This is a genomic window from Alcaligenes sp. CHO6 (assembly GCF_037120595.1).
Classification (GTDB): Bacteria; Pseudomonadota; Gammaproteobacteria; order Burkholderiales; family Burkholderiaceae_B; genus Alcaligenes; species Alcaligenes ammonioxydans.
This window is the reverse complement of the sequence record NZ_JBANCI010000002.1, coordinates 211009-236228: the sequence shown is the minus strand read 5'-3', so window position 1 is coordinate 236228 and position 25220 is coordinate 211009. Positions and strand designations below refer to the sequence as shown.

20 protein-coding genes and 1 tRNA gene are annotated in these 25220 nt (G+C 57.7%); 11 read left to right on the top strand and 10 right to left on the bottom strand.

Features of this window, described 5'->3' with window-relative positions:
• From V6936_RS09070 to V6936_RS09060, 3 genes are all read right to left on the bottom strand, one after another.
• Positions 1-1470: a phospholipase D-like domain-containing protein gene (locus tag V6936_RS09070; protein ID WP_003802724.1), complete on the bottom strand. Its 1470-nt coding sequence runs from the start codon at positions 1468-1470 to the stop codon at positions 1-3.
• 4 nt (positions 1471-1474) lie between these two features.
• On the bottom strand, positions 1475-1711 hold the full coding sequence (locus tag V6936_RS09065) for a hypothetical protein (RefSeq protein WP_039943531.1): 237 nt from the start codon (positions 1709-1711) through the stop codon (positions 1475-1477).
• Positions 1712-2067: 356 nt separating this feature from the next.
• Positions 2068-2143, bottom strand: a tRNA-His gene (locus V6936_RS09060).
• A 239-nt stretch (positions 2144-2382) separates the two neighbouring features.
• Between V6936_RS09060 and V6936_RS09055 the strand changes: the two genes are divergently transcribed.
• The 6 genes from V6936_RS09055 (at position 2383) to V6936_RS09030 (ending at position 7004) form a co-directional block, all read left to right on the top strand.
• A complete protein-coding gene (locus V6936_RS09055; protein WP_003802723.1) occupies positions 2383-3009 on the top strand; it encodes an L-threonylcarbamoyladenylate synthase in 627 nt (208 codons plus the stop codon).
• Between the two features lie 160 nt (positions 3010-3169).
• The gene (locus tag V6936_RS09050) at positions 3170-3820 is read left to right on the top strand and encodes a site-2 protease family protein (RefSeq protein ID WP_003802722.1); all 651 of its coding nucleotides are present in this window, start codon (positions 3170-3172) and stop codon (positions 3818-3820) included.
• Positions 3821-3899: 79 nt separating this feature from the next.
• On the top strand, positions 3900-4805 hold the full coding sequence (gene dapA, locus V6936_RS09045; RefSeq protein ID WP_003802721.1) for a 4-hydroxy-tetrahydrodipicolinate synthase: 906 nt from the start codon (positions 3900-3902) through the stop codon (positions 4803-4805).
• Positions 4802-5935, top strand: a complete 1134-nt coding sequence (gene bamC / locus V6936_RS09040; protein ID WP_003802720.1) for an outer membrane protein assembly factor BamC — start codon at positions 4802-4804, stop codon at positions 5933-5935. Before dapA ends, bamC begins: the two co-directional genes overlap by 4 nt.
• 363 nt (positions 5936-6298) lie before the next feature.
• On the top strand, positions 6299-6619 hold the full coding sequence (locus V6936_RS09035) for a sigma factor-like helix-turn-helix DNA-binding protein (protein WP_336579760.1): 321 nt from the start codon (positions 6299-6301) through the stop codon (positions 6617-6619).
• A complete protein-coding gene (locus V6936_RS09030; protein ID WP_336579759.1) occupies positions 6612-7004 on the top strand; it encodes a FecR/PupR family sigma factor regulator in 393 nt (130 codons plus the stop codon). The genes V6936_RS09035 and V6936_RS09030 overlap by 8 nt, the downstream gene beginning before the upstream one ends.
• Here V6936_RS09030 and bioD read toward each other — a convergent pair.
• The 7 genes from bioD to mutS all read right to left on the bottom strand — a co-directional run bounded on the left by bioD (position 6913) and on the right by mutS (position 17797).
• Entirely contained in the window at positions 6913-7713 is an 801-nt protein-coding gene (gene bioD, locus V6936_RS09025) for a dethiobiotin synthase (protein ID WP_336579758.1), read from the bottom strand. The two genes, V6936_RS09030 and bioD, sit on opposite strands and share 92 nt — an antisense overlap.
• Positions 7710-9050: an adenosylmethionine--8-amino-7-oxononanoate transaminase gene (bioA, locus tag V6936_RS09020; protein WP_336579757.1), complete on the bottom strand. Its 1341-nt coding sequence runs from the start codon at positions 9048-9050 to the stop codon at positions 7710-7712. The genes bioD and bioA overlap by 4 nt, the downstream gene beginning before the upstream one ends.
• A gap of 6 nt (positions 9051-9056) precedes the next feature.
• The gene (locus V6936_RS09015; RefSeq protein ID WP_336579755.1) at positions 9057-10223 is read right to left on the bottom strand and encodes an aminotransferase class I/II-fold pyridoxal phosphate-dependent enzyme; all 1167 of its coding nucleotides are present in this window, start codon (positions 10221-10223) and stop codon (positions 9057-9059) included.
• Positions 10220-11458, bottom strand: a complete 1239-nt coding sequence (locus V6936_RS09010; RefSeq protein ID WP_336579753.1) for a cytochrome P450 — start codon at positions 11456-11458, stop codon at positions 10220-10222. Before V6936_RS09010 ends, V6936_RS09015 begins: the two co-directional genes overlap by 4 nt.
• 578 nt (positions 11459-12036) lie before the next feature.
• Positions 12037-13281 carry a benzoate/H(+) symporter BenE family transporter gene (locus V6936_RS09005; RefSeq protein WP_336579752.1) on the bottom strand — a complete coding sequence of 415 codons (1245 nt, stop codon included), beginning with the start codon at positions 13279-13281 and terminating at the stop codon, positions 12037-12039.
• A gap of 451 nt (positions 13282-13732) precedes the next feature.
• Entirely contained in the window at positions 13733-14923 is a 1191-nt protein-coding gene (locus tag V6936_RS09000; protein ID WP_336579751.1) for a JmjC domain-containing protein, read from the bottom strand.
• Between the two features lie 237 nt (positions 14924-15160).
• Positions 15161-17797 (bottom strand): DNA mismatch repair protein MutS, encoded by a 2637-nt coding sequence (gene mutS, locus V6936_RS08995; protein ID WP_336579750.1) that lies wholly within the window; start codon positions 17795-17797, stop codon positions 15161-15163.
• A gap of 252 nt (positions 17798-18049) precedes the next feature.
• Here mutS and V6936_RS08990 point away from each other — a divergent pair, with 252 nt between their 5' ends.
• The 5 genes from V6936_RS08990 to V6936_RS08970 all read left to right on the top strand — a co-directional run bounded on the left by V6936_RS08990 (position 18050) and on the right by V6936_RS08970 (position 25198).
• Entirely contained in the window at positions 18050-18520 is a 471-nt protein-coding gene (locus tag V6936_RS08990; protein ID WP_003802702.1) for an RNA polymerase sigma factor, read from the top strand.
• Positions 18521-18532: 12 nt separating this feature from the next.
• Positions 18533-19510, top strand: a complete 978-nt coding sequence (locus V6936_RS08985) for a FecR family protein (RefSeq protein WP_336579749.1) — start codon at positions 18533-18535, stop codon at positions 19508-19510.
• A 62-nt stretch (positions 19511-19572) separates the two neighbouring features.
• Positions 19573-22056 carry a TonB-dependent siderophore receptor gene (locus V6936_RS08980; RefSeq protein ID WP_003802698.1) on the top strand — a complete coding sequence of 828 codons (2484 nt, stop codon included), beginning with the start codon at positions 19573-19575 and terminating at the stop codon, positions 22054-22056.
• 11 nt (positions 22057-22067) lie between these two features.
• Positions 22068-23246, top strand: coding sequence for an efflux RND transporter periplasmic adaptor subunit (locus tag V6936_RS08975; RefSeq protein WP_003802697.1), 1179 nt, complete (start codon positions 22068-22070; stop codon positions 23244-23246).
• The gene (locus tag V6936_RS08970; protein ID WP_336579748.1) at positions 23240-25198 is read left to right on the top strand and encodes an ABC transporter permease; all 1959 of its coding nucleotides are present in this window, start codon (positions 23240-23242) and stop codon (positions 25196-25198) included. The genes V6936_RS08975 and V6936_RS08970 overlap by 7 nt, the downstream gene beginning before the upstream one ends.
• Positions 25199-25220 lie beyond the last annotated feature (22 nt).

Below are 25220 nucleotides of genomic sequence, written 5' to 3'. Positions count from 1 at the left end.
CTACAAATAGGGACTGGCTAACCAGATCAGCCGATTGCGCAAGCGCTTGCCAAAGCCAATGGCATTCAGGGATTCCAGGCTGACGGCTTCGGCGTCTTCAATTTCCAGGTCAATCAGGTTCTGGATCTGGCGTGCGGTGTCTCGGCTGTAGATTTCCACGTCCAGCTCAAAGTTCAAGCGCAGGCTACGAGGGTCCAGATTGGATGAGCCGATATAGGACCAGACGCCATCAATGGTCATGAGTTTGGAATGATTGAATGGCCCCCGGGCGCGCCAGACCCGACAGCCCGCGCGTAGCACCTGGTCGAGCTGGGCCGTCATGGCGTAATTGACCAGACGCAGGTTGTTCTGCCCTGGAATCACGATGTCTACCTGTATGCCACGCCGCGCCGCCGTGTTCAGAGCTCCCAATAGAATCTGGTCGGGCAGGAAATAGGGGGACTGGATACGGATATGGCGTTGTGCGATGGCAAACGCACCTTGCAGCATGTGGTGGGTGCTGGCCATGAAGCGGTCAGGGCCGGAAGCAATGCATCGGGCTGGCACATGAGGCCGGGGGGCGGGCGTGGCGCTGGCATGCCAATAGTCCGGCGACAGATCCTCGCGAGTGGTAAATTGCCAGTCGTGTCGAAATGACGCCAGCAATTGCATGACAGCCGGGCCTTCCAGGCGAAAGTGCGTGTCCTGGGACGGTTTGCCGTCGCTATATTGCGCCATAAAGGACTCGCGCAGGTTCATGCCCCCGGTAAAGCCCACAGTGCCATCCACAATCAGGAGTTTGCGGTGACTGCGCAGATTGGCGTAGGGCATGCGCAAAAAGCCCAGGGGGTTGGTCATGAAGAGAGCGCAGCGTATGCCCTCACGGCGCAACAGTCGCACAATGGGGGTGCGTGAGTATTTAGCGCCAATGGCATCGACCAGCACCCGAATCTGCACGCCTCGCTGGTGCGCGCGTGACAGGGCGCTGACAAATTCCTGGCCCAGGCGATCGCTATCAAAAATATAGCTTTGCAAGGCAATCGTGTTGCGAGCCTGTTCGATGGCTTCCAGCATGGCGGGGTAGGCCTGATCGCCGCCCAGCAAAACCCGCACATTATTGCCGTTGCGTAGTTGACTGCGGCTGACACGGTCTCCCAGGATCTGCAGGGACCGAAACGGGGCGCCCACCAGTGCGCCAATGTCAGAGACTGGGGGGTGTAAATAGGTAACCTGTTCATAAAACACGTCCGCGCTGTGTTCGAGGCGGCTTTGTCTACGTACCCGGTTGATGCCGGCGATCAGGTACAGAAATGGCCCTAACAAGGGCGACATGATGATGACGCCAACCCAACTGATGGCCGCGCGGACATCGTTTTTGGTCATGGCGGCATGAATGGCTGCAGATGCGCCCAGGATCACGCTGAGTGCCAGCGCCAGGTGCGGCCAGTAGTCGTGCAGCAGGGCGCGCAGATGGATCAAGTGCTCTTGCATGGTGTTAGCTGTTCCGCTTCTGGTCGGGCAGGTCCGGGCGTTGGTAAAGGCTGTGCATCCAGGATGGGTTTGGTTTGCCGCGAGCGGCAAACTGTTGCAGACGGGAAGGGGAGCGCCAGACGCCTCCGCCTATTCCAGGACTGGGCTGGACGCCATACCAAAACCATTGGCCGTCTTCATCTTGTGCAAGCCAGTCCCAGTTAGCGGGTGCCTGATCCCAGCAGGGGAAACCGAATGTCATCAGCAAATTTCCAGAAAATGGGACAGATTAGAGTATAAGAAAGCGTGGTTTTGTGCCAGTTTCTATTACAAAGGGCGAGTGCAGAAAAAAAATGAAGAGGTCCGGGCGCCTTGATATGTCGTACTGTCCCTTCTGATAGAGGCGGAGTGAGCCTTGGGTAGGGCGTGTCCGAGGTTCACAATCGAACACAGTTTATTGTCCAGCCTGAACTTGTCGGGAGTGTGTGAAGGTGCCAAACTTGCTACGATGAACCAACGCAAAAAAGCCCGCTACGAGGCGGGCTTTCAAGTATTTTTCCAGTTCCTGATTTTGTCACCCTTTAAGGAGATACGCAAAACCTGGGAAGCGGTAAATTTTGGGGTGACCGATGGGGCTCGAACCCACGACAACCGGAATCACAATCCGGGACTCTACCAACTGAGCTACGGTCACCACTGTTTGGTGCAGTACGTATTAACAGTACATATTAAGTACTTACTAATTTACTGCTTTTACTTGTTGCTTGCCGTTTAAGGCTTGCTGTGAAGTAAAAAATGTATTCTAGCACGCTTTTTTTAAATAGTGCAACACCTGTGCAAGAATACCTCGACCCTGAACCCCGCCCCGGTCTTGCCGGGCAGTGTGTGACTCAGGTTTAATGTTTTTCCCTCGTAATAGCAAGGAAGCGCGATATGTCTCAATTATTCGTCGTTCATCCCGAAAATCCTCAACCCCGCGCATTGGCCCAGGCCGCCGAACTACTGGCTAAGGGAGGGCTGCTGGCCATTCCTACTGACTCCAGCTATGCCGTAGTCGCCCGTCTGGACGACAAGTCCGCCGCTGATAACCTGCGGCGCCTGCGTGGCTTGGACGATCGCCACCATCTGACCTTGCTGTGCCGTGATCTGGCCGAGATCAGCCACTTTGCCAAAGTGGACAACCCGCAGTACCGCCTGCTGAAAATGGCTACCCCCGGTCCGTGGACATTTATTCTGGAAGCGACCAAGGAGGTGCCCCGTCGCGTGTCCCACCCCTCTCGCAAGACGATCGGTATTCGGGTTCCCAATCAGAAAGTGGCTCTGGCTCTGATGGAACAGGTGGGCAGCCCCTTGATTTCCACCACCCTGATTCCCGAGGGCGAGGACGAGCCCTTAAATGATGCCCAGGAAATTCTGGACCGTTATGCGCATCAGTTGGCCGCGGTTGTGGATGGCGGACCGTGCCCCTTGCAGGCAACCACTGTGATTGATCTGACCGGCCCTACGCCGCAAGTGCAGCGTCGTGGTTCGGGTGATCCTGCTACCTTGGGCTTGTCCTGAACTCCGGGTTTGCACAAAACTCGCGTCCAGGTGCCTATCCGTGTTTCAATTCTGAACCTTGAGGCAGCACTCGCTGTCTCAATCAGACGGGCTGTTTGCAGGCGACTGATCCGTGTGCATGCACAATCGGATCAGTTGCCGGCCTGGACCAAGGATCACCATGGACTCTTTTATACAGACCTTGACGGTCTATGCTCTGCCAGTCATTTTCGGCATCACCTTGCATGAAGCGGCTCACGGTTATGTCGCCCGCATGTTTGGCGACCCGACCGCCATGCTGGCCGGACGCATCAGTTTGAACCCCTTGCGCCACATCGACCCTATCGGCACGATTGTGGTGCCTGCCGTGCTCTTGCTGTCCAGCGCACTCATGGGAATGGGCGGCATTTTGTTCGGCTGGGCCAAGCCGGTACCGGTCGATTGGGGGCGCTTGCGCAACCCCAAACGTGACATGCTCTGGGTGGCTCTTGCCGGACCGGCTTCCAATATGCTGATGGCGATTCTGTGGGTCTTGTACGCACACTTGATGGTCAAGCTGGGGCAGGGCGACAGCCGCTTCTGGATGGGTATGGCCATTGCAGGCGTACAGGTCAATCTGGTCTTGATGGCCTTGAATCTGTTGCCCCTGCCGCCCTTGGATGGCGGCCGTATCGTATTTAGTCTCTTGCCGGATCGTTTGGCCTATCATTACTCCCGTATTGAGCCTTACGGCATGGTTATTCTGATCTTGCTGATGTTCACTGGCGTGCTTTGGACACTGATGCGTCCTTTGATTGCCCTGGGCGAAGGCGTATTGAAATGGTTCTTATGATTTAACGGCTTATCCGTTAAACTTGTGAGTCAATATTTTTTTGGGCTGTTGGGCCTTAAACCCGGAGATTCATCTCATCATGGCAAGTTCGGACTCTGCTATTTCCAATTTTCAGGGCAGCATGGTTGCCCTTGTTACACCCATGGATCCCAATGGGGGTCTGGATTTTGCCGCTTACCGAAAGCTGATCGACTGGCACATACAGGAAGGAACACGTGTGCTGGTGGTCGTTGGAACCTCGGGCGAGTCGCCTACGGTGTCGGTCGATGAGCATGCCGAACTGATCAAGGTGGCTGTAGAGCACGCCGCCGGTCGTGTTCCCGTGATTGCCGGAGTCGGTGGCAACTCCACCCGTGAAGCCATCGAGCTGTCGCGTCATGCGCAGGAAGTGGGTGCAGACGCCGGTTTGTCGGTGGTGCCTTATTACAATCGCCCTACCCAGGAAGGGATGTACCAGCATTTCCGCGCTATTGCAGAAGCGGTGGAATTGCCCCAATTCCTGTATAACGTGCCAGGCCGCACGGTCGCAGACCTGCAAAATGACACCGTGCTGCGTCTTGCGCAGATTCCCAACATCATTGGCATCAAGGATGCAACCGGCGATCTGGCGCGCGGTGGACTGCTGCTGCGTGATGCGCCGGAAGATTTTATTGTGGTCAGCGGCGATGATCCTACGGCTGCTTCGTATATCCTGCTGGGCGCCAAGGGCAATATTTCCGTGACGGCCAACGTGGCGCCACGCCTGATGAGCCAGTTGTGTCAGGCCGCTCTGGATATGGATGTACCCACGGTACGCCGTTTGAATGCCTTTTTGGCAGGTTTGAACAAGAACCTGTTTGTCGAGGCTAACCCCATTCCCGTGAAATGGGCCGTTGCAGAAATGGGCCTTACTCAGCTGGGATATCGTTTACCATTGACGCCGTTAAATGCACAGCATCACGAATTGCTGCGTCAATCCTTGAAACTTGCGGATCTTCTTCCATGATTGCTAAGCCAGTTAATAAAAGCCTGATCGGGCTGTCTCTGAGCCTGTTGGTGCTGTCGGGCTGCTCCACGGTGGACCAGATAATGGGCCGGGGCGAGTCGGTGAATTACAAGAGTACGGTTGCGGGCGATCCCTTGAGCATTCCGCCGGATCTGACCCAGGCCAACCGCGATGCCCACTATCGTGCCCCAGAAGGGGTGACCTCCTATTCGGTTTACTCGCAAGGTCAAAATGCGCAGCAAGCCAAAGGCGGAGCCGATCAGATTTTGCCGCAATCCGACGCTATCAAGGTGATGCGTGACGGTGATCTGCGCTGGCTGGTTGTCGACCGCCCCGTGGAGGATCTGTTTCCCCGTATTATTGATTTCTGGGGTGATAACGGGTTCACCATTCAGTCGCAGGACCCCCGTGCCGGCCTGATCCAGACCGACTGGGCAGAGAACCGGGCCAAGATTCCTGAAAGCTGGATTCGCAGCGCCTTGGGTTCCATTATCGATCAGGTCTTTGACAGCGGTGAACGTGACCGCTTCCGTACCCGCTTTGAGCGTGTTGGCGACAAGACCGAAATCTACGTCTCCCATCAACACATGGAAGAGACGCCCACCGCGGATGGCACCGCCTTTAAATGGGTGTTCGCCAAAGAGGATCCGGGTCTGAACGCGGCCATGCTGGCTCGCATGATGGTCTTCCTGGGATCGGATATTGAAACCGCTCGTGAGCAGGTGGCCAACGCCGCCAAGGACCCGTCCAGCGTTCAGGTTCAGGCTTCGGACAAGGGCGATCAGGCAGAGCTGCTGCTGAACGAGTCCTTTGATCGAGCCTGGCGTCGTGTCGGCGTGGCTATCGATTCGGCCGGTTTCTCGGTTGAGGATCGTGACCGCTCTGCGGGTGAGTTCTTTATTCGCTATCTGGATTCGGATACGGGCGAGAAGATTGAACAGCAAAACATTTTTGGCCGCATCTTTGGCAGTCGCAATACGGCCGAAGCCACGCCGTTCCGCATCAAGCTGCGTGCCCAAGGAGCCGGTACCCGCGTGACCGTGCTGGATCAGCAAGGTCAGGAGCAGACGACAGCGACGGCCAAGCGCATTATCAATGTGCTGTCCACCAATCTGCGTCCCGGTAGTTGATTGTCTTGAGTCGGCCTGCGAGCCGTCTGGAAAAAGCCCTGGTTATTGCCAGGGCTTTTTTTATGTCCGCCATTCGTCCTGACCGGGCTTGATGCTAAGTCATTGAGTCCACAGCCAGGCTGTTCACCTCATGAGTCTGCTGCCGCTCAGGTAAAGACCGCTCAATGGCTGCACGGAATGCCGTTGGGTTAGTTGGGAGTGCCGGTGCGTTTCCGGTGAAGTCTATGATTGCTCGTAAGAAGCCTTGCCCTCATCCGTTTGGGTGGATGAGCGGGGTGGAGCTGTATCGAGGAGGGCTGGACTTTCCATAAAACAGTAAAGATAATAGGAACTATTATCGTTTAGTGCATTGAGGAGTCGCCCATGCTGAAATTGTTTTTCCGTCATGGTTTACGCTTGTGTTTGCCTACGCGGCGGGGCCAACAAGCTGATGATTCCGCTTCTTCAGAGCCGCAGGCTCGACTGCTGGCGCTGATTGAGGCGTTGCCTCGTCGTCACCGCGAAGCTTTTGTGCTGCATCGTTTCGAGGGCCTGAGCTATAAAGAGATCGCCACTCGAATGGGCACAAGTTCACGAATGGTGGAGCACTATATACGCATGACCATGCGGGCGTGTCGTCATGATCCGGCGCGGTTCCATCGGGTAGATGGGGCGATGCCACGTTCGGCGGGCTCGTATGTGTAAGGAGGAGCACCTGCAGCACATTGATGAGCAGGCCTTGAATTGGCTGCTCAAACAGCACGAGCCCCAGTATCAGAACGATGCCCGTAGCCAGTCTGCCTTTCGCGCCTGGTTGACGATTGATCCCGAGCATCAGGCTGCTTTTCTGCGCTGGAAGTTGGAGTGGGAAGCCATGGATGCAATCAGTGAGGAGCAGGTGGGTCGCCTGCGTACCCGTTTGCAACAAGAGGCAATGAGCCGCGTGCAGAGACCGTGGCCTCTGCGTTTGTTAAATCGCGGTGTGGACGCCTGGTTCATCAATCCTGCCTGGCGCTTTGCGCTGGGTGGAGCGCTGTGCTTGCTGCTGGGCGTGGCGTTGCTGGGAACCGTGGGCAGCTACTTTGTTTAGGCCTTTTTGAATCTGCCTGGTCTTCATTGTGCCAAGGTGACTGAAGATGCTGTGCCGCTTGCTGAATACGGTCATCCAGCCTTGTAGCGCTCAGTCTGGGAATGACGCCCAGGCAAGGGCCGGGTAGATAGTCATGCAGCGTCTGCAGGTTTTCCTTGGCATAAGGGATCTCCGGGTCGATGAGGTTGGCCACCCAGCCCAGCACGCTCAAACCGCTGGCGCGTATGGCCTGAGCCGTCAGTAGCGCGTGATTCAAAGCGCCCAAACGCAGACCCACCACCAGAACGACAGGGAGCTGCAAAGCCTGTGCTAAATCGATACCTGTTCGCCCCTGTCCCAGGGGTAGCATGAAACCGCCCACTCCTTCCACGATGGCATAGTCGGCATGTTCCGTCGCCGCTTGAACCATGTTTTTGATCAACGCTGGGTCTAGTTCGATTCCCGCTTGATCGGCCAGGATGTGGGGAGCCGCAGCGGGCTCAAACAGGTACGGTGTCAAGGTTGCCGGTGCCAGCTTCAGGCTGGAGTGCCGGGCCAGCGCGTCCACATCTTCGTTATGCAGACGGCCTTCTGTTTCCTCGGCTCCCGACGCAATAGGCTTGATGCCCAGCGTGCGTGCGCCGCTTTGGCTTAGCAAATGAAGTAAGGCGGAACTGACCAGTGTTTTGCCAATCTCCGTGTCCGTGCCAGTCACAAAGCAGGCTTTCATGCGTATTCCCTCAACAACTGACCCAAGCCATTCAGGCAATGCTCCACCTCTTGCGTGCCCCATAAATAGCCGGGCATCAGGTATACCGTATTGCCGATAGGGCGCAGCATGAGTCCTTGCTGCAGGGCAGAGCGGTAAAAGCGTCGGGCAAAGCCCTGGTGATCGTAACGAGCCGGGCCTGTGTCCAGGTCAAAGGCCCAGATCACCCCGCAGCGGCGCAGATGCTGCATCTTGGGAGAGTGCAGTTTCAGCGTGTGCAAGCCTTCATCAAGTGCTTGAGCCAGTGTTTTTTGCAGTTCGTAAACGGGGTATTGCTGGAACAGATCCAGGGTTGCCAACGCAGCGCGGCAGGCCAAGGGATTGCCGGTGTAGGAATGGGAGTGTAAAAACCCGCGGCGCAAATCCGAGTCATAAAACCCTTGATAAATCATGGGGCTGGAGAGCACCACGGACAAGGGCAGCGTGCCGCCGGTAATTCCCTTGGACAAGCACAGCAAATCAGGCCAGATGCCAGCCTGCTCGCAGGCAAAGAAGGTGCCGGTACGCCCGCAACCCACGGCAATCTCGTCCAGAATCAAATGCACCTGATAGCGGTCGCACAGCTCACGCACCCCGCGCAGATAGTCGGGGGAGTGCATCTGCATGCCAGCCGCGCATTGCACCAGCGGCTCCAGAATCACGGCGGCAATGTCGTGATGACTCTCCAGAATCTGTTCCAACGATTGCAGTGCCTTTGCGGTAACCGGGTGGTGTTCGTCCGGGCTATGGGCCTGGCGCAGATCGGGACTGGCTGCCGTGTAGTGCTGGCCCAGTTGCGCACCGTAATTTTCCCGGAACAAAGGCACATCGGTGACGGCCAGCGCGCCCAGCGTTTCGCCGTGGTATCCCTGCGCGATGCCGACAAAACGGTGCTTGTGTTCCTGCCCCTGGTTACGCCAGTAATGCACGCTCAGTTTCAGAGCAATTTCCACGGCAGAAGCGCCGTCGCTGGCATAAAAAGCATGCCCCAGACGATGGCTGCTCAAGGCGGCCAATCGTTCGGAAAGCTGCACAACCGGCTCATGAGTCAGGCCACAGAGCATGATGTGATCCAGTTGCTGAGCCTGATCGCTAATTGCCTGCACCAGATGCGGGTGGCTATGTCCAAACAGATTCACCCACCAGGAGCTGATGGCGTCCAGATAGGCATTGCCGTCGACATCATATAGCCAGGCACCCGAGGCGCGTTTGATTGCCAGCAGCGGCACACCGTGATCGTGATGCTGCATTTGCGTGCAAGGATGCCAGACAGTCTGCAAACTGCGTTGAGCCAAAGGGGGAAAAGAGTTTGAATTCATGACAAATCACCGTAAAGAGTGGGCGGCTTCATGTAATGCCTGAACCAGTTTTTCAATATCGTGCTGCCGGTGGGCAGCAGACAGGGAAATACGTAAGCGGGCTTGATGGCGGGGGACGGTGGGTGGCCGTATGGCCGGTGCCCAAATCCCTTTTTTCAGGAGGCCGTCGGACAGCTGTAAAGCAGGTTCCACCTCGCCCATCAGCAGGCTTTGCACGGGCGTGTCGGACGGCGTCAGACGCCAGGGCAGATCCTGGCTCAAGCTTTGCAGCGTTTGAATGTGTTCTTTCAGCAAAGCCCGCTGGGGCTGGGCTTGTTTGATCAGTTGCAGGCAAGCCAGCAAGGATGCGCAATGTGCCGGAGCTAGCCCGGTGCTATACACATAGCTGCGGGCGGATTGAGTGAGCCAGTCAGCCACGTTGTGGGAGCAGGCAATAAAAGCGCCGCCTTGCCCGGCTGCCTTGCCAAAAGTCCCCAGATAAATCAGGCGCTGACGTTGCGTGCTATTGAGCAGGAAATGCTCTGGCGCGCCGCGCCCGGTTTCGCCCAATACCCCCAGACCATGCGCATCGTCCAGATACAACAGGGCATCGTGGCGTTCGCATAAGGTGATCAGCTCATCGACCGGGGCAACAGTTCCGTCCATACTGAACAGGCTGTCCGAGATCACCAGCTTGAACCCTGTCCTTGGACGACTGAGCAAACCATCCAGACGTGCCATGTCTCTATGGGGATACACGCGTAAACGGGCGCCGGACAGACGGCTGGCATCAATCAGGCTGGCGTGGTTCAGCCTGTCACAGAAGATGGTGTCGCCCGTGCCGACCAGCGCCGGAATCACGCCCAGGCTGGCTTGATAACCACTGACAAAAAGACGGCTGGCCTCAAAGCCGCTCCAGTCTGCCAGCTCTTGCTCCAGTCGCTGAGCCAGCGCATGATGCCCACAAATCAGTGGGGAGGCCGTGGCTCCGGCTACATCTTGTGCTGCCAGCAGTTTGAGTTGCGGGTGCTGGCTAAGGCCCAGATAGTCATTGCCTGCGAAACTCAGCAAGACCTGACCATTGCGCTCGATATGCGCGTCCGGCAAGGGGTGGCAGATTGCTCTTTGTCGCCACAGCTTCCGGGCCTTCAAGGCCTCTAGTTGCTGATCCAGGTGAGCGATAAAAGCACTCATGACGGCATGGCCCGGTAGTGAACCAGCAGGCGGTTCCAGCCCCTGTAGGCGGGAAGCTGAATACGCTCTCTTTGAGCCAATTGCAGGCGAGGCAGCAAAGGCAGGAACTGCTCAAGTACCAATTTGGCCTCCAACTGCACCAAACCCGCACCCAGGCAATGATGAATCCCGTAACCCATGGACAATTCGGCCTGATTGTTGCGGCTGAAGTCCAGGTCGTCGGGATGGGCAAAAACTTCCGGGTCCCGGTTGGCAGCACCCAAGAGCAACAGCAGTAGTTGACCTTTGCGCAAATGCTGACCGTGCCAGTGTTGGTCCTGCATCAAGCGTCTTGCCGTGTATTGAATCGGGCTGTCGTAACGCAGCAGCTCTTTGATCGCTGCGGGAATTTTCTGCGGATTCGACAGCAGGTCCTGCAGCTTGCTGGCGTCGTCAAGCAGCGTTTGAAACAGGGAGCTCAGCAGATGCCGGGAGGTTTCATAGCCTGCAAAGAGCAACATACAGGACTGTGCCAAACGCTCGCGCCTGCCTTGAAGGGAGAGCTGTTCGTCATGCAAAAGTCGCCAGGCCAGCCCACCTTCTTGCAGCTTGGCGCTGTTCCCCAGAAAGTCAGCCATATCCAGCAAGGCGTCCTGCGTATCCATTAACAAAGGTAGGTCCGGCGTGGCTTGCCCAATGAAACGTGCCAGTTGCTCTGACCAGGATTGAAAAACAGCTAAAGGCAGTTGCTGCAAACCGAGCAGATCCATCATGACCAAGGCCGGAAGCGGTCGGCAGACCTGCTCAACCAGATCTGCTGGGCCGTGGCGCAGCTGGTTTGTAAAAGCGCTATGAAGGTGCGTCACGCGATTTTCAATGCTGCGGTCTATGTCCCGCAACGCCTGCGGGCTGAAGGCAGCATTTACAACCCGCCTGACGCGGGTATGACGGGGGCGATCCAGGAAAACCAGCGTCCTGGCCATCAAACCCTTGAAAGCCTGTAGACGAGGGGAGGGAGGGGCTCCTGCCTGAGATACCCACCCGCCAACACGGCGCACACTGAGATCGGGATGGCGCAGAGCGGCCTGCACATCCTGATGTCTGTGAACCAGCCAGGCTCCGCCACAGAAATTCGCATCCCACACCAAGGGCGGACCCTGGCGAAGGCGGGCATAAGCCGCATAGGGAGACGCAAGATTGAAATCGCCAAACATGACACCGTATTCCTGAATACCAAAGCCAGCGCAGGCTAGCATTTGAGCGGGAAAGAGGCAGTCAGGAGATTGTGTCTATTAATTCTTTCAGGGTGTTTTGGGTGAATTAGAAGTCTGTTTGCTGTTGATGGGTGGAATTGCTTTAGCTTGTGTGACTATTTTTTACAATAAACTTGGTCGGTGAGTTCGGGATGATTATCCTCTGCTTGCAGAACCCTTTTTTATTGATTTTGAGATTTTATTTAAAATCAGATGCTTGTGAACTGGGCTGGGAAAAGGGTTTCGGTGGCAGAAAAAGCCATAAGGTAGAACCTGTTTGGCGTTTAGGGATAAACGCTCTAGTTTGCTGCCGTGTAGGCAGCTTAGAAAATCAGGTACAGGGCCCGCACGGCACTTGCAATGTTTGCTGCCTAAGCAGCTTTGAAAAGCTTGTGGGTCACTATCATGCACATGCAAGGTTTTCTGCTATATAAGTCGCTGAAAAGTTTTTTAATTTCAGCAGCTTAGCTGGCTTTGAATAATTGGCTATCAAATGTCCAATTGCTAAGCCGTTGCTGGCGGCGGCCCTGTCGCAAATGCAGGTTAAGACCACAGCCCTAGCCTGCATTCATTCCAATTAGTCACCGAGCATCAGAAGCCGCGGGGACTCCTTCAGTAGCCAGCTTTTCCGTTTTACGCTGCGGCAACGTCCCATTCAAAATGAAGTACGCCAGCAGGCCAATCACCAGTCCCCAGAATGCTCCGCCAATCCCGAACAGGGTGATATTGGCCGCTGAAGCTAAAAAGGTGATCAAGGCTGCTTCACGTGATTTGATATCGGCCATGGCCCCCGCCAGGCTGCCACCTATGGTGCCCAACAGCGCTAATCCCGCCAGCGTGGTGATAAAGGTCGCGGGGAAGGTCATGAATACAGCGGCCAGCGTTAGCCCAAACACACCTACCAGAATGTAGAACACTCCGGCTGCCATGCCGGCTACCCAGCGTTTGGATGGGTCCTGGTGTGCTTCCGGGCCCGTGCAGATGGCCGCGGTAATAGCGGCTACGTTCATGGCGTGGGAGCCGAAGGGGGCCATGATGAGCGAGCCTAGGCCGGTGACCCACACAATTGGGTTGGCGCTGGTACGAAAGCCATCGTTGCGCAAGACCAGCATGCCGGGCATGTATTGGCCGGTCAGCGTGATCAGAAACAAGGGTAAGGCTACGCTCAGCAAGGCATTTAGCGTGAACACCGGCATGCTGAACACGGGCGCGGCCAGCTCCAGTTTCAGGCCGCTCAGGTCGACGCGCTGCTCCAGGAGTAGAAATGTCAGGCCCAGAATCAGAATGCCGACTACGGCATAGCGGGCCGAGAATCGCTTGATGACCAGATAGGCCAGAATCAGCAGACCTGCCAGTTTCGGGTCCAGTGTCATGCTGCCAAATGCGCCAATGCCAAATTGCAGCAGAATGCCAGCCAGCAGACCGGCAGCGATGCCGTTGGGGATCAGACGGATCAGGCGCTCGAAGTAGGAGGACAGGCCCAGGACGACAAACGCCGCTGCCGAGATCAGGTAGGCGCCGATTGCTTCCTGATACGGCGTGCTGGCCAGCGCCGTGACCAGAAAGGCGGCGGCCGGAGTGGACCAGGCGGTGATGATGGGCTCGCGCGAGACCCAACTCAGGAGCAGACCTGTCACGCCCACACCAATAGAAATTGACCAGACCCAGGAGGCAGTCAGCTCGGGGCTGAGGCCGGCGACTTTGGCGGCCTGGAAAACCAGAATAAAAGTGCCGCCGTAGTTGACGATGACCGAGATCAGACCGGCCACAATGGGCGGGATCAAATCGCTGACTAAATAGGATGAGGATGATCGTGAGGTAGACATAGTGCTCTGCGCTTTCCAAAAGGAGAGATGACAAACGAGCACTATTTATAGCGATTAAATGGACTGTTCAGATAGGACGCTTTTTGGTTGTATGGCAGACCGCTTTTGAAGTAGGTGGGTGCCTGACTATACGGACTGGAGTGGCTACGTGATTTTTGGGTGTGGCCCGAGCTGGATTGAAGCTGGGCTGCAAAGCCACTAATGGGGGCTTTATGACGAGTTGCTCGTCTTGTGAATCGCGTTTTTCATAATAGTACTTTTTCTTGTTGTGGGGCGTGAATAATGTTGCCGCAACCGCAACCGCAACCGCAACCGCAACCGCAACCGCAACCGCAACCGCAACCGCAAATAGTGGGCTTTCGATTCTTTGGTGGCTAGAAATAAAAAAGCGAGGCAGCCTGCAAGCTGCCCCGCTTTTTTGCTGAGTTCGCCAGAGCTAGTGGCTCGGTGCTCAGTTTTCCTTGAACTGCAGCCAGCCGTCGTCCAGCCAGGCATTCAGCATTTCCAGTTCGTCCTCATCCAGCTCTGCAAAAGCATCGCCAGAAGTGGGGAGCTCACGCTGATCAGCCAACAATTTCAGCGCTGGGCTGGCAGGACAGGGGGCGACTTCACCGTTGATATACAGCTCATCGCCGCGGTACATCATGCGCGAGCAGCGGTCCAAAGCCAAGCGGCCTTCAGGCAGCGTGGGATCGTGCAGATCCACCGGGTCTTCGGCAATGTCAAACCAGCTATTACTGGGCAATTCGGTCAGCCAGACGCCCAGGAACCGTGAGGCCAGCGATTCATCAAAACGAATGGCGTTCAATGCATCCAGCGACTTTTGAATCAGGTTTTCCGGCAAGGCGGCAGGGGTGGTGCTGGCCTGTGCATCCGGGTCGGTGTAGCGCTGCTGCATGGCCTCGGGCATGGGCATCGGTGGGTCGGCGTACAGGCCAAAGCCTTCGCCGCTGGCAGCGGCTAGTTGATCCGATGCGGCATCCATCAAGCCACGGGCCAGCGTTGCCTGAGTAGGCGAGCGAAAGCCGATGGAAATCGTCATGCAGTCGCCAATCGCAATCCCGTCATGTGCTACGTGCGGGGGCAGATACAGCATATCGCCGGGTTCCAGGGTGAACTCTTCTTCTACCTGGAAATTGCGCAAAATCTTCAAGGGCAGGTCAGGCACCAGGCTTAGGTCTTTTTGCTGGCTGATGCGCCAGTGACGCTTGCCGTGGGCTTGCAGCAGGAACACGTCGTAGCTGTCGAAATGCGGGCCTACGCCACCGCCATCAGAGGCGATGCTGATCATGGCATCGTCCAGACGAGCATCACCGATGAAGCGGAACTGTCGCATCAGCGCGGCAGTATTGTCATCGTGCAAATCCACGCTTTGGGCCAGCGCAGTCCAGTTGGGTTGGGAGGCAGGCGGCAGCTCGTCAAATGGTCCGGTTTCCATTTCCCAGTCCTCACCGTCATGGATAATCAGACGGGACTCGACTTCTTCGCGTGTCACCAGTTCACGGATATTGTCGATGCTCAGCGAGTGCTTGAAATTAGGGATGGCGCCGCGTATCAATAAGGGTTTACGTTGCCAGTAGGTTTGCATGAACTCATGCGCGCTGATGCCGCCCAAAAGGGTCAATGGCTGGTCGATATTCATGGACTGCCCGAACAAGAATTAAGTAAGTCCGTAGCTTAACTGATCCGGTCTGTCCCGGTGTATGGCTAGCCTGCGTATCAGGCGTATCCAGCGCAAAGAATCCAGAGAAATACTCACAAAATAGAGTGATTGATTCACGGTGGGGAGGCTAAGAATGATTGATTGTCGATCTGCTCGCCAACGGCCCTCGGAAAACTGCATAAAAAAGGGAGCTTCTTGGGCTCCCTTCTGGACTGTTTAACCAGCCGCCTTCATCTCTTTTTTCCAGCGATACAGCAGATCCAGGGCATCGCGTGCGCTCAGGTCATCGACATCCAGTTGCTTGAACTGATCGAGCAAGTCCAGTGCTTTTTCTGTAGTCGGGTCAGGCTCGGCGACCGTGGCTTCCGGAGCGCTGCCCGCATTGAACAAATCCAGTTGTGCACTAGGATCGTTTTGCGCTTCCAGGCGGCTTAGCTCGCGGCTGGCCTGGCGTATAACTGCAGAGGGAATGCCAGCACGCTGTGCAACCTGAATCCCGTAGCTGCGGCTGGCCGGTCCTTCCTGGACCTCATGCAAGAACACGATGCCGGAAGCGGATTCCGCGGCGGCCAAGTGCACGTTGGCAGCGGCAGGCAGCTCGTTGGGCAGGCGGGTAATCTCGAAATAGTGCGTGGCAAACAGGGTCAGCGCCTGGTTGTGGCTGAGCAGGCGATGCGCGATGGACCAAGCCAGGGCTAGTCCGTCATAGGTGGAAGTGCCTCGACCAATTTCATCCATCAGCACCAGGCTGTGGGGGGTGGCGCCAGCCAGAATCGCGGCCGCTTCCGTCATCTCCATCATGAAGGTGGAACGGCCGCCGGCCAGATCGTCGGCGGCACCGATACGGGTGAAGATGCGGTCTATCTGGCCGATACGGGCGCGGCTTGCCGGGACAAAGCTGCCGATGCGGGCCAGCAGGGCAATCAGGGCAACCTGACGCATATAGGTGGACTTGCCCCCCATGTTCGGGCCGGTAATCAAAAGCATGCGGCGTTGCGCATGCATTTCGCAATGATTGGGCGTGAAGCGTTCGATGCTGTGCTCCACCACAGGGTGACGGCCTGCTTCAATCCAGATGCCAGCCTGCTCGGTCAGCTCGGGAGCGACCCAATTATTGTCCAGTGCGTGCAAGGCCAGGGAGGACAGGGTATCCAGTTCGGCCAGGGCGCTGGAGCACAAGGCCAAGGGGCCTGCGTAGCTTTGCAGCTTGTCCAGCAACTCATCGAACAGGAACTTCTCGCGGCTCAGGCTGCGGTCCTTGGCGGACAGGACTTTGTCCTCCCACTCTTTCAATTCAGGCGTGATGAAGCGCTCGGCGTTTTTCAGTGTCTGGCGGCGGCGGTAGTCGTCGGGTACCTTGTCGGCCTGACCGCGACTGACTTCAATAAAGAAGCCATGCACACGGTTATATTCGACGCGCAAGGTAGCAATGCCGGTGCGTTCGCGTTCGCGGGCCTCGATCTTCACCAGCACATCGCCGCTATCGCTGGCCAGGCTGCGCAGCTCGTCCAGGTCAGGATCATAGCCATCCGCAATGACCCCACCATCGCGTATCAGCAAAGCGGGCTCGGCGGCGATAGCGGCCTGCAGCAGACGGGCCAGTTCCGGGTCCAGGGCCAGGCTGAGCAAATGTCGATGCAAGTGCTCGGACTGGGCAAAATTGTGTTCCAGCTCCTGACGCAGCTCGGGCAGCGTGGCCAGTGCATCCCGCAGGCTGGCCAGTTCTCGGGGACGTACGCTACGTAGCGATATACGGGTCGCAATCCGCTCCAGGTCAGGGAAGCGACGCAGTGCCTGGCGCAAGGCGCCCAAGGGGTCGCCCGCATTCAGACTGGCGCTTTGCTGGGTCTGGAAAAATAGGGACACCACGTCCTGGCGTTGTTGAACCGTCTGGTTCAAACGCAAGGGGTGATGCAGCCAACGGCGCAGCAAGCGACTGCCCATGGGAGTCTGACAATGATCCAGCGTCGAGAAGAGAGTGGGGCTGGTTTCGCCGCTGATGGTTTCGGTGATTTCCAGATTTTTGCGGGTGATCGCGTCCAGTACCAGAAAGTCCGAGCTGTGCTGCACGCGGATAGCCGTGATATGCACCAGGGACTGGGATTGTGTGCTGCCGACATAGCGTAGCAATGCACCGGCGGCAGCTGTCGCCGCAGGCAGATCGTCCAGGCCAAAACTGGCCAGAGAGTCCAGATCAAAATGATCGAGCAAGGTCTCGCGCGAGCCGTCGGCGGCAAAATGCCAGTCGGGCAAAGTATGGCAACTGGCCTGGGGAAGTTCGGGAGCAGGACGCTGGGACTCGGGATAGACCAGCTCAACGGGGCCGATACGGTTGAGCTCGGTGTCCAGCATATCGGGCTCACACTGGCTGACCAGAAATTCGCCGCTGGCCAGATTCATCCAGGCCAGCCCCACCATTTCCTGACGTTGCACCTTCATGCGAATGCAAGCGGCGATCAGGCGGTCTGCCTTGGGGGGCAGCAAGGCATCGTCCGTCAGTGTTCCGGGCGTGACAACACGCATGATCTTGCGCTCGACGGGGCCTTTGCTGGTGGCCGGATCGCCTACTTGCTCACAAATCGCGACCGACTCACCCAATGCCACCAAACGCGCCAGATAACCTTCCATGGCGTGAAAAGGCACGCCAGCCATGGGAATCGGTTCGCCGTTGGAGGAACCCCGCTTGGTCAGCGTCAGATTCAGCAAACGCGCGCCGCGCTCGGCATCGGCGTAGAACATCTCATAGAAGTCTCCCATCCGGTAGAACAACAGATGTGAACCAGCCTCCGCTTTGAGCTGAAGGTATTGGCGCATCATGGGCGTGTGGGCGGACAGATCGGCAGCAGAAGTCATAGCGCAGTACAGGTCAGGGAATTCAACAACAAGGCCGCCCAGAAGGCGGCTGAGTGGATATTGTAGCGAGGGCGGTCAAGAGGGGGGGAGGGAGCGTGCTGAATTAGTCCCGCGTACTGACACCTACGCTTGCCAATAGTTCGAAAACGGTAATAGAATTCATTCTCATTCAAAATAATAGTCTCCATTTCTGCAGTCAGTGACCGGTCTGTTTGTGTTCGTTGCGTGCTGGGGGATGGTTTTCAACGTTCGATGGACGCACGGCATTATTCCGAGTTGGTCAATTTCTTTGCCCGCTTTCTCAATGACCGGGAGGCGGCACGAGAGGTGGTGCAGGAAAGCTATGCCCGTGTGTTTGCCGGGGTGTCGCCAGCGCGCCCAGCCCGCAATTTGCGTGCTTTGCTGTTTCGTGCTGGCAAGAATATTGTGATTGATGGCGCCAGGCGTCGGCAGGCGGAACAGGTCATGCTCGATACCTTGACCATGATGACGGCCAGGGAGGCTCCCAGCACGGAGTATCTGGTGCAGGTGCGCCAGCAGCTCCAGGCCCTATTGTCTCGATTGGGGGTCATGCCCCGCAAACGGCGCGAGGTATTCGTTCTGGTGCGCATTTATGGTTTTAGCCATCAGGAGGCGGCCAGCCATTTGGGCCTGTCTTTGGCGTCAATTGAAAAACATGTGGTACGGGCGGTGATGGACTGTCTGGACCTGGCCAACGCGTAGTGAGATTTTTTCATGGCGGCACCGGATCGAATCGCGCGAGCGCGCCTGGAGCAAGCCCTGCTATTGCTGGCTCGCCAGCACGGGGGTGATGAGGCCACGGCGCACGCGGCCAAGACGCAGTTTGAGCGGTGGCGTACGCTCAGTGCCGATCATGCAGCCGCTGCAGATCTGGCCCTGCGAGCGTGGGAGAGCACGCAGGGCCAGGGCCTGCAAGACCGGGTGGCTCTGCCCGGCCCATACCGGCAGAGCAAGCCTGCACGGCGGCGGGTATTGGCCATGCTAGGCGTGCTCGGCATTGGCCTGGCGGCAGGTACAGGAGCCCAGTGGTATTGGCAGCAGGCGTTGCAAGTATTGGCGTTGCAGACCGGCCATGGCGAGCAGCGTGAATACGATCTGCATGATGGCTCCCGCCTGTCTCTGGCTCCCCACACCCGACTGGAAGTGCGCATGATGCGTACAGTACGCCAAGTGCAGTTAATGGAAGGGATGATGTATGTGTCGGTGAGTAAAGACCCCACACGCCCCTTTTGGGTAGAGACCCCTCAAGGGCGGGTACGCGTCGTGGGCACGGCGTTTTCTGTCCGGGTCAGTCCTCATGCGTTGCAGGTGGCCGTGGCACGCGGGCAGGTGACGTTTTTCCCCCATCGTGAGCGTGACCAACGAATCGATCTGCAGGCTGGCCAGGCCTTGCGTCTGGATGCTGATACACCCGCGACAAGAGTGGCAGTCAATCCGAAGCAGGTCGGCGCCTGGCGTCTGGGCTGGCTGGTTTTTGATCAGACCCCACTGGACAAGGTGGCTGCTCAGTGGAACGACTATTTGTCCCCGGCGCTCAATCTGGCTGATGATCCGCGCCTGCATGAACTGCGGGTGACTGGCAGTTTCCGTTTGCGCGATCCGCGGGCTTTTCTGGATAGTTTGCCGGGAATATTGCCGGTGCAGGTCCAGCGTGATGCAAAAGGGGCTTGGCAGGTGTCCCTGAAAAAATAATTGTCCGGTAAAGAGGCTCTCGCTCGTCTACACATGCAAAGCCTCTACAAGGACCTCTTGCCATGAAATCCCTTTTACGCCGTTGCGGCGACTGTGTTCGTTCTGTTTATGTGGCCGCTGGCCTGGCCGGGATGGCCTTAAGTGCTCCGGGGACCCCCGTGTGGGCGCAGGCTCGCGGGGCGGCGGCCATCATGCTGGACAGTCGTACACTAGCCGTGCCTGCCCAGCCCTTGAGCGCCACCATCAATACCCTGGCGCATCAGTGGGACGTGGCGATTTTATTGGATGCCACGTTGGCTGCCGGGCGGGCGGCGCCTGCCTTGCAAGGCAGGGTCTCCTTGAATGAAGCACTGGAGCAAGCGCTGGCAGGCACTGGCCTGCTGGCATCGCCCAGTGGCTCGGCTGTAATTATCAGTGTCACGCCTTTGCCACCGACCACCAGCAACAGCGAACAGGCCCAGGAGCTGGCCGCTATTCGGGTACAGGGCAAACGATTGGCGCCCGGGGTCACTGAAGGTTCTGAATCTTACCTGGCCGATTCCAATAGCACGTCTACCCGCCTGAACCTGTCTTTGCGCGAAACTCCACAGTCCGTCAGTGTGATGACTCGACAGCGCATGGATGATCAAGGGCTTACCCAGTTGGCTGATGTGGCAGCCCAGACCCCGGGGCTGGTTTATGTCGCAGGCGGTAACTCTGGCTCGGACAGCAGCATGATTTACGCGCGTGGCTTTGTGGTTGAGAACTACATGGTCGATGGCATGGGCCAGACCTACAGTGGCTATCGTTCGCTGTTTCAAAGCAATGACATGGTGCTCTATGACCGGGTCGAAGTTCTGCGCGGGGCCAGTGGCTTGATGAATGGTGTGGGTGAGCCGGGCGCTACCCTGAACATGATGCGCAAGCGTCCGACGCAGGATTTTCAGTTCAGGGCCAAACTGGAAGGGGGGGCCTGGGATTACTACCGGGGCGAAGCGGATCTGTCCACTCCCTTAAATGAGTCCGGCAGCATGCGTTTGCGTACCGTGGCTGCCTGGCAGGATAACCATTCCTTTATTGATCGTCTGCACGAAAAAAAGCAGATCTTTTACGGTATTTTTGAGGCGGATCTGACGCCATCGACCTTGTTCAGTCTGGGATACACCTTTCAGAAGCACAAGAGTACGAATCATGCCGGACGAGGCCTGCCTCTTTTCTATTCTGATGGAGGGCTGATCGACTGGGACCGTTCTACATCCGGCGCAGCCAGATGGGCCTATTCGTCGCGTCGCAATCAACGCTTGTTTGCTTCCTTGGAGCATCGTTTTGATAATGACTGGACCTTAAAAGGCGTCCTGGATCGCTCCGAGACGCGCTACGACGAGGTACTGGGCTATGCCTCGCAGGGCTTTCCAGATCGTTATACGGGAGCGGGTGTTGGCTTGTGGGCGGGGCGCTGGTCGGGTGAACCCGTGCAGACCAGTCTGGATATCAGTGCCAGCGGGCCGTTCCAATTGCTCGGGCGCGAGCATGAGGCCGTGGTCGGGCTGACCAGCTCACGTACCCGGGATCTGGCGCCAAGCTATACCCTGTGGTGGCACAGGGACTGGAATGCCAGCGTTCAGGATATTTTTAACTGGGACGGTCGCTTCCCCTCGGAACCCGCCAATCCCGCCACCGGCCAGACGCGTTCGGTGGAAAAGATCAACAGCGCTTATGCCACCGTCCGTTTCAAGCCCAGCGACAATCTGGCCGTCTTGCTCGGTGGCCGCATGACCAGTTGGTCGCTCTACAAGAACTCCTTGTCTTACGCCAGTGGCAAACGCACCGAGACAGTGCGTACCGCCAACGACCAGTTCACCCCCTACCTTGGGCTGGTCTATGACTTGTCCGATCACTGGTCGGTGTATGGCAGCTACACCAATATTTTCAAGCCCCAGGAGTATCGCGACGCGGATGGCAATTATCTGGACCCGCGCACTGGCAACAGCATGGAAGTAGGGCTTAAGGGAAGTTATCTGGATGAACAACTGAGTCTGGGCCTGGCCTTGTTCCGTACTCGTCAGGAAAACTTTGCCGTGGTGATTCCCGGCGTATATGGGCCCAGTGGAGATGCCGCCTATGAAGCGGTATCGGGCGCTTTGACCCGGGGGGTGGAGTTGGAGGCCACCGGGCAGCTCAGCCCGCAATGGCAAGCATCGGCCAGTTTTACCCGTGTTCTTGCTCAGGACCGCGATGGCAAGGCATTGCTAACCGGTGTGCCGCAAAACACCTTCAAGTTGTACACCACGTATCACCTGCCCTCGGTGGGACAGGGCCTGACGGTAGGGGGCGGACTGCGTTGGCAAAGTGGTGTGTATGAGGAACAGGCAGGTCCCTTGAAGCAACGTCTGGACCTTCCCAGTGTGGCGGTGTTTGACTTGATGGCCCGCTACACGGTGAACAAGCAGGTCAGCGCCTATCTGAATGTGAACAATGTCTTTGACAAGCATTATCTGACGACCGTCAATACCGCTGTTTACGGTTCGCCACGCGCGATCCGGGCCGGTCTGGATCTCCGGTTTTAAAGGGGACGGTGATGAAGTCCAAAGCAGTGAGGCGCCGCTGGGCGTTCGCCCTGGTGGCGCTGCTGGCGCTCGGTGCGCTGGCAGCGCAGGCGGGGCGTTCGTCAGCGCGGTTTGAAACGGTGTCTGTGAAACAAGGTGATATTCGTGCCACCGTCGCGGCGGTGGGCACCTTAAAGCCCCGTCGCTATGTGGATGTCGGTGCGCAGGTCTCGGGTCAGATTACCGTATTGCCGGTGGCTCCGGGCGATCAGGTTGAGCAGGGCCAGTTGCTGGTGGAAATTGACCCCAGCGTACAGCAGGCTACAGTCGATGCAGGCCGCGCTTCGTTGGCGGCATTTCGCGCCCAGTTGGCTGAGCAACAGGCCCAGCTTTTGTTGGCACGCCAGCAGTTGACACGTCAGCGTCAGCTGGAGCGTCAGCAGGCCAGCCGTCAGGAAGATATACAGATTGCTCAGGCGAACCTGGCAAGCGCGCAGGCCCGTGTGGCTCATGTGCGGGCGCAGATGGAGCAGACCCAGGCCACGCTGAAAGCCGACGAGGCGCGATTGGGCTACACGCGCATTTACGCGCCCATGAGTGGCACCGTGATTGGTGTGCAGGCCCGTGAAGGCCAGACCTTGAACGCCACGTATCAGACTCCCACCATCCTACGCATCGCTGATTTGAGCACGATGACAGTCTGGACCAGCGTGTCCGAGGCGGATATACGCCGTATCAAACCTGGTATGGCGGTTACGTTCACCACCTTGGGCGAACAGAGTGAGCCCCAGGTGCGCCATTGGCAGGCCACTGTGCGCCAGATCATGCCAGCGCCTGAAGGCAGCACCCAGGAAGAAACGACGGCGGCCACGCCTGCCGCGACGCAGGCCATCATGTATACAGTGGTGTTTGATGTGGACAATGCGGACGGCGAATTGATGCCACAGATGACGGCGCAGGTGCTGTTTGAAATTGCTCGTGCCGACCAGGCTTTGCTGGTGCCCGTGGCGGCCTTGCGGCCTGACCTGCAGCGTGGTCCAGACGCCTTTACAGTGCCTGTGCTGGAGCAGGGCAAGCTGCAGGAAAAGCCGGTCAGCCTGGGGGTGCGCAATCGACATCAGGTGCAGGTTCTGGAGGGGCTGGCCCAAGGTGAGCAGATTGTGTTGGCCGTGGTCGCGGCCGAGCGTGGCTGGCGGTGGTTGCAATGGTAGAGGCCGCACCTGCCTTGATTGAGTTGCGCGATATCTGCCGTATTTACGGTGGCTCTCCCAGCACCAAACCGGCTGTGCAGGTTCTGTTCGATGTCAGCTTTCGCATTGAACCAGGCGACTTTGTGGCGATTGTCGGTGCTTCGGGCTCGGGCAAGTCGACCCTGATGAATCTGCTTGGTTGCCTGGACAAACCCAGCAGCGGCACGTATCTGTTTGAGGGCCGGAATGTGGCGCAGCTAGGCCCGGACGAACTGGCCGCCTTGCGACGGGAAACCTTTGGATTTGTGTTTCAGGGCTATCACCTGATCCCGACCGAAACGGCCTGTGAAAATGTGCAGATGCCCGCAATTTATGCGGGTATGGACAAGGCCAGCCGCGCTGAACGTGCCGCGCGTTTGTTGAGCAGTCTGGGCTTGGTGGACAAGCTGGATAACCGGCCTAACCAGTTGTCCGGCGGTCAGCAGCAGCGCGTCTCCATCGCTCGTGCCCTGATGAATGGCGGCCGGGTCATTCTGGCTGACGAGCCTACGGGTGCGCTGGACTCGGCTAGCGGTGCGGAGGTAATGGCACTGTTGCGTGAGCTGTCCGATTCCGGGCATACCATCATTCTGATTACGCACGACCAGAAAGTGGCCGCGATGGCGGACCGGGTCATCGAGATCCGTGATGGTCGTATCCTGTCTGATAGTCGCCCCGATGCAGCGGCCCCCTCGAAGGCCAGGCAGTCTTTAAGGGAGCCGCAACATCGCCGCTCACCCTGGCTCTCGGAAATCAAGGACGCTGCACGCAGTGCCTTGCGTAGCATGTTCCTTAACCGGCATCGCACTGCTCTGACTTTACTGGGTGTGATTATTGGGGTGGCCTCGGTCATTGTCATGCTGGCGGTGGGCGAGGGTGCACGTCAAAGGGTGATGGATCAGATGGGGACGATGGGCACCACCATCATGTACCTGAGCAGTTCCTCTCCACCCCATGGGCTGCCCAAAGGGCAACTGACGCAGGAGGATCTGGAAGCGATTGGAGAGCTGCCTCTGATACGACGCGTGATGCCGGTGATCGGGGACCCGATTACCGTGCGGCGTGGCAGTGTGGACCGGCAAGTGTATGTGTTTGCCGCCAATGAAACCATGCCGGCCATTCACCGTTGGGAACTGGCCCAGGGCCGTTACTACACCGATGCCGAGGACCGTGATCTGGCGCCTCTGGTGGTGTTGGGGCATCGCGCGGCCCAGCAATTTTTTCCCCATGTCAAACACCCTTTAGGTCAGCAGTTGCTGATCGGCAATTCGCCTTTTGAGGTGATCGGTGTGATGCAGGAGCGCGGGGCGGATTCGGGGGCGCAGGACTATGACGATATGGTTTTTGTACCTTATCAGGCGGCCCGGGCACGAGTGTATCAGGCCCAGACGCAGCCTGATTATGTGGTGATTGATGCCCAGGACAGTTCCACTGTTCTGGAAGCGGAACAGAGCATGCGTCAACTGCTGATCCAACGTCATGGCGGGCGAGAAGACTTTTCGATTGGCAATGCAGCTGCGCGGTTGCAGGCCGAGGCTTCCACGCGGCAGGCCATGAGCATGATGCTGGGTTTGATTGCCGCGGTGTCTTTGTTGGTGGGCGGCATTGGTGTCATGAACGTGATGCTGATGACGGTGCGTGAGCGTACGCGGGAAATTGGTATACGTATGGCAACGGGTGCGCGACAAAGCGACATCCTGCGCCAGTTCTTGACCGAGGCGGTTCTGTTGACGATTACAGGCGGTTGCCTGGGCGTGCTGGCAGGTGCAGTTGTGGGCATTGGCTTGATCGTTGGAGGGGGGGATGTGGTGTTTTCCTTGCGGGCGGCCTTGGGCGCCTTTGGCTGCGCCGTGGTGACGGGCATGGTGTTTGGTTATATGCCAGCACGCACGGCGGCAGCGCTGGACCCCGTGCAGGCTTTGGCTGGAGAGTAGACATGGCTCATTACCGATGGAT

What these genes read in the sequence shown, in the direction of transcription:
- V6936_RS09050 (WP_003802722.1), top strand. Translation starts at nt 3,170, where the DNA reads ATGGACTCTTTTATACAGACCTTGACGGTCTATGCTCTGCCAGTCATT.
- V6936_RS09030 (WP_336579759.1), top strand. Translation starts at nt 6,612, where the DNA reads ATGTGTAAGGAGGAGCACCTGCAGCACATTGATGAGCAGGCCTTGAAT.
- V6936_RS09010 (WP_336579753.1), bottom strand. Translation starts at nt 11,458, where the DNA reads ATGCTAGCCTGCGCTGGCTTTGGTATTCAGGAATACGGTGTCATGTTT.
- V6936_RS09015 (WP_336579755.1), bottom strand. Translation starts at nt 10,223, where the DNA reads ATGAGTGCTTTTATCGCTCACCTGGATCAGCAACTAGAGGCCTTGAAG.
- V6936_RS08970 (WP_336579748.1), top strand. Translation starts at nt 23,240, where the DNA reads ATGGTAGAGGCCGCACCTGCCTTGATTGAGTTGCGCGATATCTGCCGT.
- V6936_RS09065 (WP_039943531.1), bottom strand. Translation starts at nt 1,711, where the DNA reads ATGACATTCGGTTTCCCCTGCTGGGATCAGGCACCCGCTAACTGGGAC.
- V6936_RS09035 (WP_336579760.1), top strand. Translation starts at nt 6,299, where the DNA reads ATGCTGAAATTGTTTTTCCGTCATGGTTTACGCTTGTGTTTGCCTACG.
- V6936_RS09055 (WP_003802723.1), top strand. Translation starts at nt 2,383, where the DNA reads ATGTCTCAATTATTCGTCGTTCATCCCGAAAATCCTCAACCCCGCGCA.
- V6936_RS08975 (WP_003802697.1), top strand. Translation starts at nt 22,068, where the DNA reads ATGAAGTCCAAAGCAGTGAGGCGCCGCTGGGCGTTCGCCCTGGTGGCG.
- V6936_RS09000 (WP_336579751.1), bottom strand. Translation starts at nt 14,923, where the DNA reads ATGAATATCGACCAGCCATTGACCCTTTTGGGCGGCATCAGCGCGCAT.
- bioA (WP_336579757.1), bottom strand. Translation starts at nt 9,050, where the DNA reads ATGAATTCAAACTCTTTTCCCCCTTTGGCTCAACGCAGTTTGCAGACT.
- V6936_RS08980 (WP_003802698.1), top strand. Translation starts at nt 19,573, where the DNA reads ATGAAATCCCTTTTACGCCGTTGCGGCGACTGTGTTCGTTCTGTTTAT.
- V6936_RS08985 (WP_336579749.1), top strand. Translation starts at nt 18,533, where the DNA reads ATGGCGGCACCGGATCGAATCGCGCGAGCGCGCCTGGAGCAAGCCCTG.
- bamC (WP_003802720.1), top strand. Translation starts at nt 4,802, where the DNA reads ATGATTGCTAAGCCAGTTAATAAAAGCCTGATCGGGCTGTCTCTGAGC.
- dapA (WP_003802721.1), top strand. Translation starts at nt 3,900, where the DNA reads ATGGCAAGTTCGGACTCTGCTATTTCCAATTTTCAGGGCAGCATGGTT.
- mutS (WP_336579750.1), bottom strand. Translation starts at nt 17,797, where the DNA reads ATGACTTCTGCTGCCGATCTGTCCGCCCACACGCCCATGATGCGCCAA.
- V6936_RS09070 (WP_003802724.1), bottom strand. Translation starts at nt 1,470, where the DNA reads ATGCAAGAGCACTTGATCCATCTGCGCGCCCTGCTGCACGACTACTGG.
- V6936_RS09005 (WP_336579752.1), bottom strand. Translation starts at nt 13,281, where the DNA reads ATGTCTACCTCACGATCATCCTCATCCTATTTAGTCAGCGATTTGATC.
- V6936_RS08990 (WP_003802702.1), top strand. Translation starts at nt 18,050, where the DNA reads ATGGACGCACGGCATTATTCCGAGTTGGTCAATTTCTTTGCCCGCTTT.
- bioD (WP_336579758.1), bottom strand. Translation starts at nt 7,713, where the DNA reads ATGAAAGCCTGCTTTGTGACTGGCACGGACACGGAGATTGGCAAAACA.